General features: G+C 61.3%; 12 protein-coding genes. 4 read left to right on the forward strand and 8 right to left on the reverse strand.

The genetic code is table 11. The features are described from left to right. Window positions 1–146 precede the first annotated feature (146 nt). The 8 genes from ISX84_RS19630 to ISX84_RS19665 form a co-directional block, all read right to left on the reverse strand. Window positions 147–866, reverse strand: coding sequence for a hypothetical protein (locus ISX84_RS19630; RefSeq protein ID WP_195822107.1), 720 nt, complete (start codon window positions 864–866; stop codon window positions 147–149). Window positions 867–1,390: 524 nt separating this feature from the next. Then, a complete protein-coding gene (locus ISX84_RS19635; protein ID WP_195822108.1) occupies window positions 1,391–1,840 on the reverse strand; it encodes a hypothetical protein in 450 nt (149 codons plus the stop codon). A gap of 372 nt (window positions 1,841–2,212) precedes the next feature. Further along, window positions 2,213–2,752, reverse strand: a complete 540-nt coding sequence (gene idi, locus ISX84_RS19640; protein ID WP_195822109.1) for an isopentenyl-diphosphate delta-isomerase — start codon at window positions 2,750–2,752, stop codon at window positions 2,213–2,215. Further along, window positions 2,749–3,927, reverse strand: coding sequence for a geranylgeranyl diphosphate reductase (locus ISX84_RS19645; RefSeq protein ID WP_195822110.1), 1,179 nt, complete (start codon window positions 3,925–3,927; stop codon window positions 2,749–2,751). The genes idi and ISX84_RS19645 overlap by 4 nt, the downstream gene beginning before the upstream one ends. Window positions 3,928–3,930: 3 nt before the next feature. Next, window positions 3,931–5,217: a BCD family MFS transporter gene (locus tag ISX84_RS19650; protein ID WP_195822111.1), complete on the reverse strand. Its 1,287-nt coding sequence runs from the start codon at window positions 5,215–5,217 to the stop codon at window positions 3,931–3,933. Further along, window positions 5,214–6,113, reverse strand: a complete 900-nt coding sequence (chlG, locus tag ISX84_RS19655; protein ID WP_195822112.1) for a chlorophyll synthase ChlG — start codon at window positions 6,111–6,113, stop codon at window positions 5,214–5,216. Before chlG ends, ISX84_RS19650 begins: the two co-directional genes overlap by 4 nt. Window positions 6,114–6,174: 61 nt before the next feature. Further along, window positions 6,175–7,599, reverse strand: a complete 1,425-nt coding sequence (ppsR, locus tag ISX84_RS19660) for a transcriptional regulator PpsR (protein ID WP_195822113.1) — start codon at window positions 7,597–7,599, stop codon at window positions 6,175–6,177. Next, a complete protein-coding gene (locus ISX84_RS19665) occupies window positions 7,596–8,378 on the reverse strand; it encodes a cobalamin B12-binding domain-containing protein (RefSeq protein ID WP_195822114.1) in 783 nt (260 codons plus the stop codon). Before ISX84_RS19665 ends, ppsR begins: the two co-directional genes overlap by 4 nt. Window positions 8,379–8,692: 314 nt before the next feature. Between ISX84_RS19665 and bchF the strand changes: the two genes are divergently transcribed. The 4 genes from bchF to ISX84_RS19685 are packed head-to-tail and all read left to right on the forward strand — an operon-like array spanning window position 8,693 to window position 15,647. Then, window positions 8,693–9,205 carry a 2-vinyl bacteriochlorophyllide hydratase gene (gene bchF / locus ISX84_RS19670; RefSeq protein ID WP_195822115.1) on the forward strand — a complete coding sequence of 171 codons (513 nt, stop codon included), beginning with the start codon at window positions 8,693–8,695 and terminating at the stop codon, window positions 9,203–9,205. Further along, window positions 9,202–10,488: a ferredoxin:protochlorophyllide reductase (ATP-dependent) subunit N gene (locus tag ISX84_RS19675; RefSeq protein WP_195822116.1), complete on the forward strand. Its 1,287-nt coding sequence runs from the start codon at window positions 9,202–9,204 to the stop codon at window positions 10,486–10,488. Before bchF ends, ISX84_RS19675 begins: the two co-directional genes overlap by 4 nt. A 40-nt stretch (window positions 10,489–10,528) precedes the next feature. Further along, window positions 10,529–12,085, forward strand: a complete 1,557-nt coding sequence (bchB, locus tag ISX84_RS19680; protein ID WP_195822117.1) for a ferredoxin:protochlorophyllide reductase (ATP-dependent) subunit B — start codon at window positions 10,529–10,531, stop codon at window positions 12,083–12,085. Continuing rightward, complete coding sequence (locus ISX84_RS19685; protein WP_195822118.1) at window positions 12,075–15,647, forward strand: magnesium chelatase subunit H; 3,573 nt, start codon at window positions 12,075–12,077, stop codon at window positions 15,645–15,647. Before bchB ends, ISX84_RS19685 begins: the two co-directional genes overlap by 11 nt. The last annotated feature ends 18 nt before the right edge of the window (window positions 15,648–15,665 follow it).

Below are 15,665 nucleotides of genomic sequence, written 5' to 3' on the forward strand. Positions count from 1 at the left end.
CGCAAAAGCTACAGTGACGCGTACAATGCTGCCGCTGGAGTTTGCAAGGAACCGCCGAAACAGGCGGTTGCGGATGAGGTGGGATGCTGCGGTCGCAGCCCGCGTTGCCGCCTTTCACCGTAGTCGACTTGCTATGCGGCAGAGAGCTAACTTCGCCGACGTCTACGTCTCCCCAACAGACCCAACGCGGCAAACCCGCCCAGCACCAGCGGAAGTCCCGCGGGCAGTGGGACCGGCGACACGACAACATTGATCGCGACACGCTGGTCTTCGGCCGTGGATTCAATTGCAAATGTGTATTCACCCGCAGCATTTGGATCAAAGGAGTCAAACAGCGGCGGGATGACAGCAGGCGCAAGGCTGTCGTCATTCAAAAAGCCGAACAGCAGGTTTTCCGACCCCTCGATCAAAGAAACAGATGGCGTGGGTCCGCCAAGAATGCCCAACTCCAGAATATTCGTGCCGATGCCGGGATCGAAATCATAGAAAATGCGCAGCCCCAGATCCGCTAGAGTTCCGCCGCCTGCACCGTCGCTGTGTATGTAAAAACTAAAGTTCCAAAGCGCTCCCAAAAGGTTGCTGGGACCAACGGTTTTGCTGCCAGCCTTGGCAAAATACGTCCCATTTCCATCGTTTCCGAGGGGCTCACTGTCAAATCGAGGCGTTGCCGCGAGCCCCAGCGTTATATTGTCCCCTGACGACGCAGTGAAACGGGTGATTGCCGTTGGCTCCGTCGGAATACCGGAGCCTCCGAATGTCGCGCCGGGCAAATTCTCAAATGACGTAAACGTCGGAGCAATCGGCGACGCAAGTGCGGCCCCCGCCAAATATGAAAGCGCTGCCGCAAAAAATGCAGATCTCAACATTAAAACGATCCTCTCCCCAGAAAAATCATAAATTTAATATTGCAGGAAATTTACATTTTATCAGGTGCCCGTCTACTTGAAACTTTCATTGCGCACTCGCGTGGTGTGAGGTAGGCTTTGCTGAGGCGGGGCTGTCGCTTGCACGGGTTCCCGAACGGGGGGCAATCGACACATTCTCGACCTTTGTGTTTTCACTGCAGTCGCGAACCGCACGGAGCAGTCCTTGATAATAACGCACGGAAGGGTGGATTTGTCCCGCGATCCCGACCTTTGGCGTGCAAATCCAATGTCGGTTTCGGGCTGCCTGCCGACAACCGACCAAAACAGTCAGATGACGGCTCAGAGCCCAGAGTGACCGATGCCGCAACACGCTGCAATGACCGCTTTGCCATTCAGAAGCAAATTTGGAATTTTGCAAATTGAAGGCAGCAAAGGACTACTCAAACCGTCAGATTCATATTGAAGTTATCGCTTTAACCGCGATTTGATCCGCAGCAAAAAAACCGCTGACAGTACAGCACCCGTTAACAACCACTTGCCATGCGTACATAATGTGGGTGCTCTTCAAGTACGAGTGGTGGGCATTCGACATTGCCACCCAACTTCCTAATAGCGCTAGTCGCTGCTGCTACTGGGTTAGATGGAAGCTGGTTCTTAGAGAAAAACACTTCGACCTCCATGCGCCATCCGTCCGCATGTCCGGTCTCTTCGCCGTCATCGGAATAAAGAGGTATAGCGAAATGCACGTCTTCAAAAATCAAAACTCGCGCTGGTACTGGTGCTAAATCGACAATTTGGTCAAGCCTAGGCTCGTATCTCTCATAGTACCAGGCAGAAGACGAAGTACGATCAACTGTAATCTCCGCAAAACCGGTCGTGGCAAATGCAAAAACCAATACCAGCGTACGTAGGGCTACTGAAACATTCCTGTATCTGGAATTCCTGTCTGAAAAAAGCCGCCAAACCAGTTTCACAGCTTAAATCCCAAAGCTCCACACTTAGTTTTTGAAGTGCAGACCGACACAAGTCAACCGTTCCTGCGGGCTTGTATTATGTGCTTCCCAACAGACCCATGCTTTTCCCGCGCCTAACCGGACCTTCAAGCGCGTCCAAGTAGGGTTCGCTTTGTCCCGCAAAACCGCCGACCAAGGACAATGCCTCTGGCATCCGACCCGGGCAAGAGAAGCTCGACTTTTGGACCAGCATTTAAAGATTTACGACGCGGATTTCCTGCCGAAAGTCTCGCGCATTGCGTCTAATGTTCTCGGCATTTTGTCTTTGGGAAAAATACAGATCTGATGTCCGTCTTTATCGTGACCCTGAGGCCGCCTTTGGTCATCCTGACCTTAAGTCACGGAAGCGGTCGCCAGATCGCCAAAGATCGTCTCGCCATGATCCCGCATGTAAATCCGCAGCCAGGGGGTGAATTTCTCTGGCATTTCGTCGACTTCGGCTCGTAGGGTCTCGAACGGCATCCAGGAGACCGCCATGACCTCATCCGGGTTCAGTATGACCTGTAGATCAGTAGGGGCCTGCGCCACAAAGACATCCACCACCTCATGCTCGGTCAGGCCATTGCCGACATCCGCGCGATATTCCAGATGATGACGGTGCTGCGGGGCAAGGCCCGTCACGCCGATCTCTTCGTCCAGCCGCCGCATGGCACAGTCCAAAGGCGCTTCGTCCCATTCGGGGTGCGTGCAACAGGTGTTCGCCCAAAGCCCCGGCGTGTGGTACTTCCCCATGGCACGTTGCTGCATCAGCACCGCGTCGCCGTTCAGCACAAAGACCGATACGGCCTTGTGGCGCAACCCCTTGACGTGCGCTTCGAGTTTTTCCACTGGTGTGAGCGTGCCATTGACCCAGGCCGGGATCATGATCGTCATACGCGCGTCGGTGCCACAAGTCCGCTGAGGTGCGCAAGGTTCTTGAGGCCGATTTTCAGATGCGCCAGGGGCCGCGCACGCACCAGACGCTTGTTCATATAGGCCTCGAAGGTCAGACGCTGCACGTCGATGTCGTGGCAGAGCGAGACAAAGCGTTCGCGGCGTTCGTCACTGCGGTAATAGGCATTCTGCATGGAGCCGAGGACCCGGAAAACCGTCTTGTGCTCCTTCATGAAGAGGCTGCGCGCCAGGCGCAAATCCTTTATCCGCCCGGAGGCCAGCGTTGCCGCGCAGGCCGTTGCAGCCACCCTGCCCCCGACCATCGCGTAATAAATACCTTCGCCAGATGACGGCGCGACGACCCCCGCCGCATCCCCGGCAAGCACCACATCGCAGCCATTATCCCAACGGTCCAGCGGTTTCAGCGGGATGGGCGCGCCTTCCCGCCGCAGGGTCTCGCAGTCTGCCAAACCAGCGCTGGCGCGCAACGCTGCGGTGGACTGTTTGAGATCAACGGAAGAGATTTCGGTCCCCATGCCCACGCTGGCGCTGTCGCCATGCGGGAAAATCCAGCCGTAGAAATCCGGGGAGATATCGCCGTCATAGATCACATCACAGCGCACCGGGTCGTAAAGCTCCGACTTGGCGGGGGCCTTGATGATCTCGTGGTAGGCCAGCACGTAGGGGATCGTATCGCCGCCCGGCACTTCCGCCCGCCCCACCTTGGACCGCGCGCCATCCGCCCCGATCACCAGCCGGGTCTGCACCCGCGTCTCCTCGCCCGAGGCGCGGTCCCGGTAAACAACGAATACACCCGCATCCTCGCGCTCGATCCGCACAAAGGTGCCGCTCAGCAGCGTGGCCCCGGCCGCCGCCGCCCGCGCGCGCAGGAACGGGTCGAAGTCCTTGCGGTCGACCATGCCGACAAAGCCGTTTTCGATGGGAATATCCACATGCCGCCCCGTGGGCGAGATCATCCGCGCCGTGTTCACCTTGGCCACCAGCTGGTCGTCTGCGATGTCGAAATCCTGCATCAGACGTGGCGGGATCGCCCCGCCGCAGGGCTTGATCCGCCCTTCGCGGTCCAACAGGGCGACCTTGTGGCCAGAGTTGACCAGATCCAGCGCCGCCGTCGCCCCGGAGGGCCCACCGCCCACGACAAACACATCATACATGGCTCATTCTCCCGGAACCAGAACCTCATGCCGCACGGCGGGTCGGTTCATCACCCGCAGCGCCATATATGCGGCAGCCACGAAAAGCGCCGCCTCGATCAGAAAAACCGTGCCGAAGGCCGTGGCGTCCCGGCCCAGACCGGCGCGCATCACATCCACCAACGCTGCGCCCATCAGCCCACCGAAGCCTGCGGCCAAAGCCTGTGCCGCGCCCCAGAGCCCCATGCGGGTGCCTTCCCGCGCGTGCCGGCCCTGCCCGGCCAGAGCCATCATCGACCCGATCGCCCCGACGGCAAAAACGCCGTTGAAAAATCCAAGACCCACCACGGCAGGCGTCAAAGGCGCCCCGGCACCGAGCTGCCCCAGCATGGTCAAGGCGCCCAGCATTGCTGCCGATCCAAGGCAGCCGCCGATCACCCAGGTGCGCAGGCTGCCCAGCTTGAACCCTGTGGCCATGACGCCCACGACCACCATACCCAGAAACACGCCGCCGTTTTGCGCACCGGACAGCGTGGTTGACTGACCGGGGCTGTAGTCGAAAACCAGACCCGCATAGGGTTCCAGGATCAGCTCCTGCATGAAATAGGCCGTCATCGACAGGAAGACGAAGAAGGTGAAATTGCGCGCCTTACGCTCCGCCCAGATCTCCGCCAGCCCTTCCCGGAAGGGCACATGTGCCGCTTCGGGGGCGGCATCCACACGGGCTTCGACGCCCCAGACAGCCAGGCACGTCAGGACAAAGGCGCCCCCGGTGACGCAGGCCACGATCCGCAACAGCAGCCCGGCGGAATAGGGATCAAGCTGCGCGCCCACAACGCCAGCGGTCACCGCGATCCCTGCGATCATCATCAGCCATGTGATCGTTGCCGCCGCGGCGCGCCGGGTGGGCGCGGTGGCTGTTGCAAGCAGAGCCAAGAGAGACGTGCCCGAGGCCCCGACGCCGAGACCAATCAACGCATAGGCGAGGATCGACAGCACCAGCCCCAGGGCAAACTGCGCCTCCAGCACAACAACCCCATATGCGGCGAGCATGGCACCGGCCGCCAGGGCCGCCATCCCGAGGATGATCCACCGGGTCCGGTTGCCACCTGTGTCTGACAGAAACCCCCAGTTCGGGCGCGTGATCTGAATGCCGTAGTGCAAGGCGACCAAGAGGCCCGGCATCACCGCAGGCAAGGCCAGTTCCACCACCATCAGGCGGTTCAGGGTCGAGGTGGTGAGCACAACAATCGCGCCCAGACACATCTGCACCAGACCCAACCGCACGATGGAAAGCCAGCTCAGCCTCATGACAGGCCCCGGACCGCAAAAGCGGTGATCATCATGCCGCTGACATAGAGCAGAACACCAGTGCCGTTGTACCAAGGCGCCTTGGCCTTGGGATCCTTGAACATCACGGTCATCGCCCAGAATTGCACGCCCAACACGGCGGCGACACCGAGCGCATGCAGCGGTTTGTCCCAGAGGAACAGCAAGGCAATCACCACCATCTGCGGCACCGCCATCACGGTGCAGGCGACGTTGGCCGCGCGTTCGGGCCCAAGGGTTACAGGCAGGGAGTTAACCCCGGTTTGCCGGTCCCCTTCCAGCGCCTTGAAATCGTTCAGCGTCATGATCCCATGCGCCCCGATACCATAGAGCAGGGCCACGCTGATGACATGAAGGCTCGGCGCCCCCGCGCTCAGAATGGCGGCACCGGTGAACCAGGGCAGGGTTTCGTAGCTCAGGCCCACCAGCCCCGGCCCCAGGATACCGGAACGCTTCAACCGCACCGGCTCAGCCGAATAGGCCCAGGCCGCAAGCACGCCGACGATGGTGGCCCCAAACCCCCAGGGACCGAACTGCCAGCCCACGATCAGGGACAGCACCGACATCGCCAGCGCGATCCACAAGCCCCAGCGGCCCGGAATGCGTCCCGAGGGGATCGGCCGGTCAGGCTCGTTGATGGCGTCGACATGGCGGTCGCACCAGTCGTTCGCCGCCTGGCTCATACCACAGACAATCGGGCCCGCGAGGATCACCCCAAGGATTACCAGCCACCATTGCCCGGACGGTGAGGCGCCAGAGGAGATCACCCCGCACAGGTAGGCCCACATCGGCGGGAACCACGTGATGGGTTTGATCAATCGCAGCGTCGCTGCAGGGTCAGGAAAACGGCGCGACTGTATGACCTGAGTGACAGACATGTGTAAACTATGGCTGACACTTTGAGTCGGCGCAAGAGGAACAAGGTGGGAGAGTTGTTGCTCAGCTGTTCTTGCTGAGCAGACCGTATTTCCGCAGCTTCACGTAGAGGCTCTGGCGCGACAGGCCCAGCATTTCCGCCGCCGCTACACGGTTGTTGCTGGTCAATTCGACCGCGGTCTCGATACACATTTTTTCAACGACATCCGTCGTCTCGGCCACGATGTCCTTGAGCGAAGCGGAGCCCACCAGCTCCATCACATTGCGCGCAGGCTCTGCGGGCATCTGCGCAGACCCGCCACCCATGGGCTGGCGCCCGGCCTCCACATGGCTCACGTCGCGAATGACACAGCCGATCACGGCCTCACCCGTCTCTTCCAGATGTGACGCGGAGATCTCGACCGAAAGCCGTGTACCCAGTTCGTTGATCAGTTTGGTGGCGTAGATACGCATCTGCCCGGACCGCTGAGGCTGGTCCGTCAGGACACCCAGATCGATCTGTCCGCGCCCCAGGAAATCCGCAAAACTGCGTCCGACGACATCCGACAGATGCGCGGCCCCTATGATATTGAGAAAGCTCTCGTTCACCGACACGATCACACCCTTGCCGGTCATGAACAACATCGCGTCGCTGCCCGACCGGAAAAGCGACAGGGCTTGTGTGGCCGCCGCATCGGAAGATTTCACCTTTTCGTTCTGCTCCTCGATCCGGCAGAGCAGAACACGCTGACCGCCCGCGCGGAAGATGACGGGACGCACAGTCAACGCACGTCCGCCCCGCTGGGCGCGCAATGTGACCTTACCGCCTTCTTCCGCCAGGGTGGCATTCACCAGGCTTTCGGTCAGCTCTACGGTAGAACGGTCCGCGAATTGCTGCGCAAAGGCACTGCCTTTTAGCGAGTCCAGCTTCAGCCCCAGAAGAGACGCCGCCGCTTCATTGGCGTCATCCACCCGGCCCGACTGCACCGAAACGAAGGCAATTGCCTGATCGGTGTTGGCCAGCAGAATACGGAACCGCGCGTCAAATTCGCGGCGCGCTTCATACCCCTGCTCCAGCGCGATCTGCGCCTGTACCAGCTGCTGCTGCGTCTCGGCGATGGGGCGCAGATCACGGCCCAGCAACAGGGCCGCGTTCTCCTGACCGAACCGGTGGAACGTATAGCGCACCGGATACTGCCAGACCGCGTTGTCACTGTGGTTCAGCTCAAGCGGCTTGGTCGGCACTTCTCCGTCCAGATAGGCGGCATGTGCTGCCTCGAACTTCGGCGCCGTCTCGCGGGTCAGGAACTGGACAACCGGCCGACCTTCCCAATGTTTGAGATTGCCGAAGGATTCGCTGTGCGTGTTCAGCACGACCGACAGGATGATCCCTTCGGAAGAGACCACCAGCGCAATATCCGAGGCCGCCCCCAGGATGCTGCTCAGGAATTCAGGCTCGATCAGCGGCACAGCGCCACTGCTCCAGAACGTATTGGCGCTGGTTGTCATTTCCTGTTCGGCATCCGGCCGCTTTTGGTACAGAAGGTAACGGCGTCTTTGGCAGTCTTGGTCACGATATCTACGCCCGTCACTTTCTTCAGATCATCGGCCTCGTCCAGAACGGCGCCGCCAAGCGCAATGATGGGACCCGTGTTGGTAGCCGTCCGAACTACTTGCACAGTCTCCATGACGGTTTCAAGGGTTTCACGCCGCGCACAAGAGATCATCACGAGATCGGGAAGCTCCTTGAGGACGCGGGCGCTGAGGCTGCCCAGCGTCTCGTCAAAGGATACCGAGACCTCGCAGCCCATGCGACGCAGTTGTGCCGCGACGACGTTTATGCCCAGGAAATGCTGTTCGCCCTGCGGCAGAACAACCAGAACCTGCAAACGCGTTTCATCGGTCGGCAGGTCGATCAGGGTCTGGCGCGATGCCTCGCCCAACAGCGATTGCAATCGCAGCGCCCCGACCGTTACGTCGGCAAAACTGATGTCATCATCGACCCAGCTTTGACCCAGAACGCAAGCCGCTTGCGGGATATAGAGGTCGATGACCGCATCCACGCTCAGCCGGTGACCGCGCATCTCGTCCAGCAGCAACCCGGCGTCGAAAACGGTGCGCGATAGAATTGCGCGCACCAGATGATCCAGCACGAACTGGCGCACCCCGTCGCGACACACAACCTGACGGTCGCGCAATACGGAAATGACCTTTGTCGCAAGTGTCCCGGCATATTCCGGTCGGTTGCGTTGAAGGCCACGCGTCTGTGATTGATCATCCTGCGACATGGCACCACCTTGGCCGACTCCGGGCATATCGCCCACGGACACAGGCCCGCGTGGAGTCGCTGACTGCATCAAGCTTCTGCCGTGGCCGCCTTAATGTCAAATCAAATTGACAGATTCTGCCTATCTCCACCGCTAAAACTGGGCGCCCCAGCGCGCTCATACCCCAAAGGTTACTGGGCATTGCATTGATTTTCAGCACGAACGGGCCGATCCACAGTGTAAATATCGAGATTTGACGGTGTAAGTTTCAGTTGACACTTTTCCGGAATTGCCGCTACCGTTGAGGGTATAAATCGAGGGAGGTCATCCACAAGATGGACAGCCACAAGGCTCGAAAATCCGCTCCAACAGGGCTCTATACTGCCGAAGAACGCGCCCGCCGCGACCAAACCGTATGGACCTTGATCCAGGGCATTCTCGCACCTCTTCAATTCATGGTTTTTCTGATCTCTCTGGTCCTCGTCCTGCGCTATCTTTGGACGGGCCTCGGGTATGAAGTTGCAACGGTCTCGATCCTGCTGAAAACAGCCCTTTTGTACCTGATCATGATCACCGGTGCGATTTGGGAGAAAATCGTTTTCGGTCAGTATCTTTTCGCGGCCGCGTTCTTCTGGGAAGACGTCTTTTCCTTCGCCGTCATCGCCCTTCACACGGCCTACCTCTGGGCACTGTTTACCGCAGCCCTGGCCCCGGTCCCGCTGATGCTGCTGGCCCTGGCCGCCTATGCGGCCTACGTGATCAATGCGACCCAGTTCGTGCTCAAGCTCCGGGCGGCAAGATTGCAGGCCCGGACCTCCCAAAATCCAGCGCAGGAACTCATCGCATGACCGAGGTCCCACGCCTTCCGACATCTGGTGGTTGCCGCAGCGAACCGATTCTGAAACAGCGCGGCCAGCGGGAGGTCTTTTGCGGCCTGACCGGCATCATTTGGCTGCACCGCAAAATGCAGGATGCCTTTTTTCTCGTCATCGGCAGCCGGACCTGCGCGCATCTACTGCAATCTGCGGCAGGTGTGATGATTTTTGCCGAACCGCGGTTTGGAACGGCGATTCTCGAAGAGACCGACCTTGCAGGGCTCGCGGACGCGCAGACCGAGCTCGACAAGGTCGTCGATCAGCTGCTGGCACGCCGCACCGACATCAAACAGCTGTTCCTCGTCGGTTCCTGCCCCTCAGAGGTGATCAAGCTCGACCTCAGCCGCGCCGCCGAGCGCATGACAGAAAAATACGCCCCCTCGGTCCGGGTGCTGAATTTCTCCGGCTCGGGCATTGAAACGACCTTTACCCAGGGCGAAGATGCCTGCCTCGCCTCCATGGTCCCGGTCCTGCCGGTTTGCGATGAACGACAGCTCCTGCTGGTGGGCGCCCTGCCCGACGTGGTGGAGGAGCAAGCCGTAGCCCTGCTGTCTGCTATGGGGATCCAGCCGATCAAGGTGCTGCCCGCCCCCCGGTCCGACACCGATCTGGGGATCGGCACCAACACGGTCTTTGCCCTCACACAACCGTTCCTGGGCGATACACATGCGGCGCTCGAACGGCGCGGAGCACGCCACCTGCCTGCCCCCTTCCCCTTTGGCGAGGAAGGCACAACCGCATGGCTGCGCGCCATCGCCGATGAATTCGACATCGACGCGGAAACCTTCGAACGTGTCACCGCAGCGCCCCGCGCCCGCGCCCGCAAAGCCATCGCACAGGCGTCCGAAGCGCTGCGCGGCAAATCCATCTTCTTCTTTCCCGACAGCCAGTTGGAAATCCCATTGGCCCGTTTCCTGACCCGGGAATGCGGCATGGAGGCGATCGAAGTCGGCGCGCCCTTCATTCACAAGGGCATCGTCGGCCCTGATCTGGATATGCTCGCCCAGGGCCCGACCTTGTCCGAAGGACAGGATGTCGACCTGCAACTCGACCGGTGCCGAACCGCCCGCCCCGATCTCACGGTCTGCGGCCTTGGCCTCGCCAATCCGCTGGAGGCCGACGGTCTGGCCACCAAATGGGCCATCGAGTTGGTCTTCACCCCGGTGCATTTCTACGAACAGGCGGGCGATCTCGCGGGCCTCTTCTCCCGTCCGCTGCGCCGCGCCACCCTGCTCAAACTGGAGGCTGCCGAATGAGCCTTCATTGTTCCAAAAATATGCAAAAGCACCGCGAGCCATGAAGCTCACCGTCTGGACATATGAGGGCCCGCCCCACGTTGGTGCCATGCGCGTCGCCACGGGCATGACCGGGCTGCACTATGTCCTGCACGCGCCGCAGGGCGACACCTATGCGGACCTGCTCTTCACGATGATCGAACGTCGCGACCACCGCCCGCCGGTCACCTACACGACCTTCCAGGCCCGAGATCTGGGCTCCGACACGGCCAACCTTTTCAAGAGTTCGCTGCAGGACGCCTATGCACGGTTTCAACCGGAAGCGCTGATCGTCGGCGCCTCCTGCACCGCTGAACTCATCCAGGACGACCCCGGCGGCATGGCCGAAACGATGGATATCCCCGTGCCGGTGATCCCTTTGGAACTGCCAAGCTACCAGCGCAAAGAGAACTTTGGCGCGGATGAAACCTTCTTCCAGATCGTGCGCAGGCTGGCAAAGCCTATGGAACGTACCGCCCAGATCAGCTGCAATCTGATCGGCCCGACCGCGCTCGGCTTTCGCCATCGCGACGACATCACCGAGATGACCTCGCTGCTGTCGGATATGGGCATCAGCGTGAACGTTGTAGCCCCGATGAGCGCACGTCCCGCTGACATCGCCCGCATGGGCGCTGCGCATTTCAATGTTCTGATGTACCCCGAGACCGCCGACTCCGCCGCGCGCTGGATGGAACGGGAGCTCAATCAGCCCTACACCAAGGTCGTGCCCATCGGCGTCGGTGCCACCCGCGATTTCGTCAAGGAAGTGGCCGAAATCACCGGCGTGAAACCCTATCTGGATGACAGCCGCCTGCGCCTGCCGTGGTATTCGAAATCCGTCGACAGTACGTATCTTACCGGTAAGCGTGTCTTTCTCTTTGGCGACGGCACCCATGTGGCCGCCGCCGCCCGCATCGCGCGGGACGAGATGGGCTTCGAGGTGGTGGGCCTGGGCTGCTACAACCGCGAAATGGCGCGGCCCATCCGGGCGCTGGCCAAGGACTACGGCGTCGAGGCGCTGATCACCGATGATTATCTAGAAGTCGAACGCGTGATCGAAGCGCTGCAGCCCGAGATGATCCTCGGCACGCAGATGGAACGTCACATCGGCAAGCGGCTTGGCATTCCCTGCGCCGTCATCTCCGCGCCGGTGCATGTGCAGGATTTCCCTGCGCGCTACTCTCCCCAGATGGGGATCGAAGGCGCAAATGTGATCTTCGACACCTGGGTGCACCCGCTGGTCATGGGGCTGGAGGAACATCTTTTGCACATGTTCCGCGACGATTTCGAGTTCCATGATGCTGCAGGACCTTCGCACCACGGCGGTCACGCGCCGAAACCTGATATGGAAGGGGGGCCAGCCCCCCAAGCTGCGCTTTCCCCCCGGGATATTTCAAGCCAGAAGAAGCAGGGCGCGGATGTCATCTGGCTCGACGACGCCGAACGCGAGTTGAAAAAAATCCCCTTCTTTGTGCGCGGCAAGGCAAGGCGCAATACCGAAACCTTCGCAACCGAACGCGGCGTTTCCGAGATCGGCATCGACACGCTTTACGAGGCCAAGGCCCATTATGCGCGATGACCGGGGCATAAACGGGCGTCTGCCTGGTTACCGCGTCGTGATCCTAACGCTGGACAGCCACGCGGCTGGCCCCGCCCTGCGCGCAATGGACCGGCTGAGCCTCGACTACCCCGGCCTTTCCGTCTCGGTGCACGCCGCCGCCGAATGGGGTGAGACGCCCGGCGCTTTCGAGGCCGCACAGGCGGCGGTGGAGACCGGCGACATTGTCGTCGCCAATCTGCTGTTCCTCGAAGAACATATCTTGCGCATCCTGCCCGCCCTGCAGGCCCGCCGTGATCATTGTGATGCGATGGTCGGCGTGATCGCCGATGCGGCCATCGTGAAGCTGACCCGCATGGGCGCGCTCGACATGATGGCGCCGCAATCAGGCACGATGAAGCTGATGAAGCGCCTGCGCGGGTCGTCAAAACCCTCAAGCTCGTCCGGGGCGCAGAAGATGACGCTGCTGCGCCGCCTGCCCAAGATCCTCAAATTCATCCCCGGCAAGAGCCAGGATCTGCGTGCCTGGTTCCTGACCATGCAGTACTGGCTGGGCGGGTCGGACGACAATGTCGAAGCGATGGTGCGGTTCCTGGTCAACCGCTATGCAACCAATACCGGCTGGACGCAGGCCCCCGAGGCCGCAGCCCCCATCGAATACCCGGATGCCGGTCTTTATCACCCCGATCTGCCGGGCCGGATCACCACAGATGCCGCCAGCCTGCCTGCGCCAAAGGGCGCCAGGATGACCGTGGGCCTGCTGATGATGCGCTCCTACGTGCTCTCGTCCGATACCGCGCATTACGACGCGGTGATCCGCGCCTTCGAGGCGCGCGGCGTCCGCGTGCTCGCGGGATTTGCGGGCGGGCTGGACGGGCGACCGGCCATCGATGCCTATTTCCGCGATGGCGAAGACGTCAAGATCGACGCATTGGTCTCGCTGACCGGGTTTTCGCTGGTCGGCGGGCCAGCCTACAATGACAATGCCGCAGCCATCCAGGTGCTGAACGCGCTCGACGTGCCCTATATTGCGGCCCATCCGCTGGAGTTCCAGACGCTCGACCAATGGTCCGCCTCGGCGCAGGGACTGGGGCCGATCGAGACCACGATGCTGATCGCCCTGCCCGAGCTTGATGGCGCCACAACACCCACGGTCTTTGCCGGACGCCATGGCGAGAGGGGCTGCGCTGGCTGTGCGCGGACCTGCAGCGCGGCGCATCAGGGCAAGGCCATGGCCCCCTGCCCCGAGCGGATCGAGGCGCTGGTCGCGCGAACCGAACGGCAGGCACGGCTGCGGACATCAGCTACCTTTGACCGGACCGTCGGCATTGTGCTCTTTGGCTTCCCGCCGAATGCAGGCGCTGCCGGTACAGCAGCCTATCTCAGTGTTTTCGAAAGCCTTTTCAACACCTTGCGGCGCATGAAAGCTGAAGGATATGACGTCGAACTCCCCGATAATGTCGACGCCCTGCGTGCCGCGGTCCTGCACGGCACCGCGCAGCAGTATGGGCAAGAGGCCAATGTTGCGGCGCATGTCAGCGCGGACGAGATCGTCGCGAACACCCCGTGGCTCAGCGAGATCGAGGCGCAGTGGGGGCCGGCCCCGGGCCGCGTCCAATCGGACGGGCGCGGGGTCTTCGTCCTGGGTGCGCAATTCGGCAAGGTCTTTGTCGGGCTGCAACCGGGTTTCGGCTATGAGGGCGACCCGATGCGCCTGCTCTTTGAGCGTGGCTTTGCCCCCACACACGCCTTCACAACCTTCTATCTGTGGCTCAAGAACACGCTGAAAGCCGACGTGTTGCTGCATTTCGGAATGCATGGCGCGCTGGAGTTCATGCCCGGCAAGCAGGCCGGGCCTTGCGGTGCGGATTGGCCGGACCGTCTGATCGGCGATATGCCGAATGTGTATCTTTATGCCGCCAACAACCCGTCTGAGGCGACACTGGCCAAGCGGCGCAGCAATGCCGTCACTGTCAGCCATTTGACCCCACCCCTGGCGACCGCCGGGCTCTACAAGGGGCTGGCCGAACTGAAAGACAGCCTGACCCGCTGGCGTGGCACCGACCCTGCGGCGCCCGAACGGGCAGAGCTTGAGGCGCTGATTGACGAACAGGCAGCGGCAGTTGATATGGCCGGGGTGCCTGCCGAAAAGCTTTGGATCAAGCTGCTCGAGACCGAAGACGCGCTGATCCCCGAAGGTCTGCATGTCGTCGGCCAGCCGCTGAGCGATGCCGAGCGGGCGGAGTATCTGCGCATCCTGCCGGATGTGGACAATGAGACCCGGGCCCGCATTGATCACCTGCTGCAACAGGAAACGGAACTTGACGCGCTGATGGCCGCCCTTGCGGGGCATTTCACCGCGCCTGTGGCGGGTGGCGATCTGATCCGCTCACCCGAGATTCTGCCGACCGGGCGGAACATCCACGCCTTCGACCCCTTCCGGATGCCCACGGCCTTTGCCTGTCAGGACGGGGCGAAACAGGCGCAACTGCTGCTGGATACGCATGAAACTCTGCCGCGCACCGTGGCGCTGGTGCTTTGGGGCAGCGACAACATCAAATCCGACGGCGGGCCCATCGCGCAGGCTTTGGCCTTGATGGGCTGTGCGCCGCGCTTTGACAGTTTCGGGCGGATTTCCGGGGCGGATCTGATCCCTCTGGAGGACCTCGGTCGCCCGCGCATCGACGTGATCATGACCCTTTCGGGTATCTTCCGTGATTTGCTGCCGCTGCAAACCCGGATGCTGGCCGAGGCGGCGCTGAAATGTGCCAAAGCCGAGGAGCCGCTGGAGCAGAACTACATCCGCGCCCACGCGCTGGCCTATGCCGAGAAGACCGGCTGCGCCATGGAAGAAGCCGCGTTGCGCGTCTTTTCCAATGCCGAAGGGGCGTATGGATCGAATGTGAACGGGCTGGTGGACAGTTCCGCCTTTGGCGATGAAGACGAGCTGGCCGACGCCTATGAGGCCCGGAAGAGCTTTGCTTATGGCACTGACGGCAAGGCCGCTGCCAATGCGGCGCTGCTGCAGGCCACGCTCGCCGAGGTCGATGTGGCCTATCAGAACCTTGAATCCGTTGAGCTGGGCGTGACGACGGTGGATCACTATTTCGACACGCTGGGCGGCATCGCCCGGGCGGTGAAGCGGGCCAAGGGATCGGATGCCGCGATCTATATCGGCGATCAAACGCGCGGGGCGGGCAAGGTCCGCACGCTGAAGGATCAAGTGGCGCTGGAGACCCGCGCCCGCAGTCTGAACCCGAAGTTTTTTGAGGGTCTGCTGAAACACGGGCCCGAAGGGGTACGCCAGATCGAGGCGCATGTGACCAATACATTGGGCTGGTCGGCGACCACCGGGCAAGTCGATGACTGGGTGTACCAGCGCATTTCCGAAACTTTTGTGCTGGACGCCGAAATGCGCCAGCGCCTGGCCGATCTGAACCCCACCGCTTCCAGCCGCATGGCGAACCGTTTGCTGGAGGCCAATGATCGCAACTACTGGTCGCCTGATGCGGACACATTGGCCGCGCTGCAGGATGCGGCAGATGCGCTTGAAGACCAGTTGGAAGGGATCGCAGCACAATGATCCGGATCTCCGACATCG

The sequence above is a fragment of the Roseobacter sp. MH60115 genome (assembly GCF_015644665.1).
Taxonomy (GTDB): domain Bacteria; phylum Pseudomonadota; class Alphaproteobacteria; order Rhodobacterales; family Rhodobacteraceae; genus Roseobacter.

Excerpts from the sequence above, each read along its gene's own strand:
- ISX84_RS19630 (WP_195822107.1), bottom strand. The coding sequence starts at position 866 with ATGTTGAGATCTGCATTTTTTGCGGCAGCGCTTTCATATTTGGCGGGG.
- idi (WP_195822109.1), bottom strand. The coding sequence starts at position 2,752 with ATGACGATCATGATCCCGGCCTGGGTCAATGGCACGCTCACACCAGTG.
- ISX84_RS19645 (WP_195822110.1), bottom strand. The coding sequence starts at position 3,927 with ATGTATGATGTGTTTGTCGTGGGCGGTGGGCCCTCCGGGGCGACGGCG.
- ISX84_RS19650 (WP_195822111.1), bottom strand. The coding sequence starts at position 5,217 with ATGAGGCTGAGCTGGCTTTCCATCGTGCGGTTGGGTCTGGTGCAGATG.
- chlG (WP_195822112.1), bottom strand. The coding sequence starts at position 6,113 with ATGTCTGTCACTCAGGTCATACAGTCGCGCCGTTTTCCTGACCCTGCA.
- ppsR (WP_195822113.1), bottom strand. The coding sequence starts at position 7,599 with ATGACAACCAGCGCCAATACGTTCTGGAGCAGTGGCGCTGTGCCGCTG.
- ISX84_RS19665 (WP_195822114.1), bottom strand. The coding sequence starts at position 8,378 with ATGTCGCAGGATGATCAATCACAGACGCGTGGCCTTCAACGCAACCGA.
- bchF (WP_195822115.1), top strand. The coding sequence starts at position 8,693 with ATGGACAGCCACAAGGCTCGAAAATCCGCTCCAACAGGGCTCTATACT.
- ISX84_RS19675 (WP_195822116.1), top strand. The coding sequence starts at position 9,202 with ATGACCGAGGTCCCACGCCTTCCGACATCTGGTGGTTGCCGCAGCGAA.
- bchB (WP_195822117.1), top strand. The coding sequence starts at position 10,529 with ATGAAGCTCACCGTCTGGACATATGAGGGCCCGCCCCACGTTGGTGCC.
- ISX84_RS19685 (WP_195822118.1), top strand. The coding sequence starts at position 12,075 with ATGCGCGATGACCGGGGCATAAACGGGCGTCTGCCTGGTTACCGCGTC.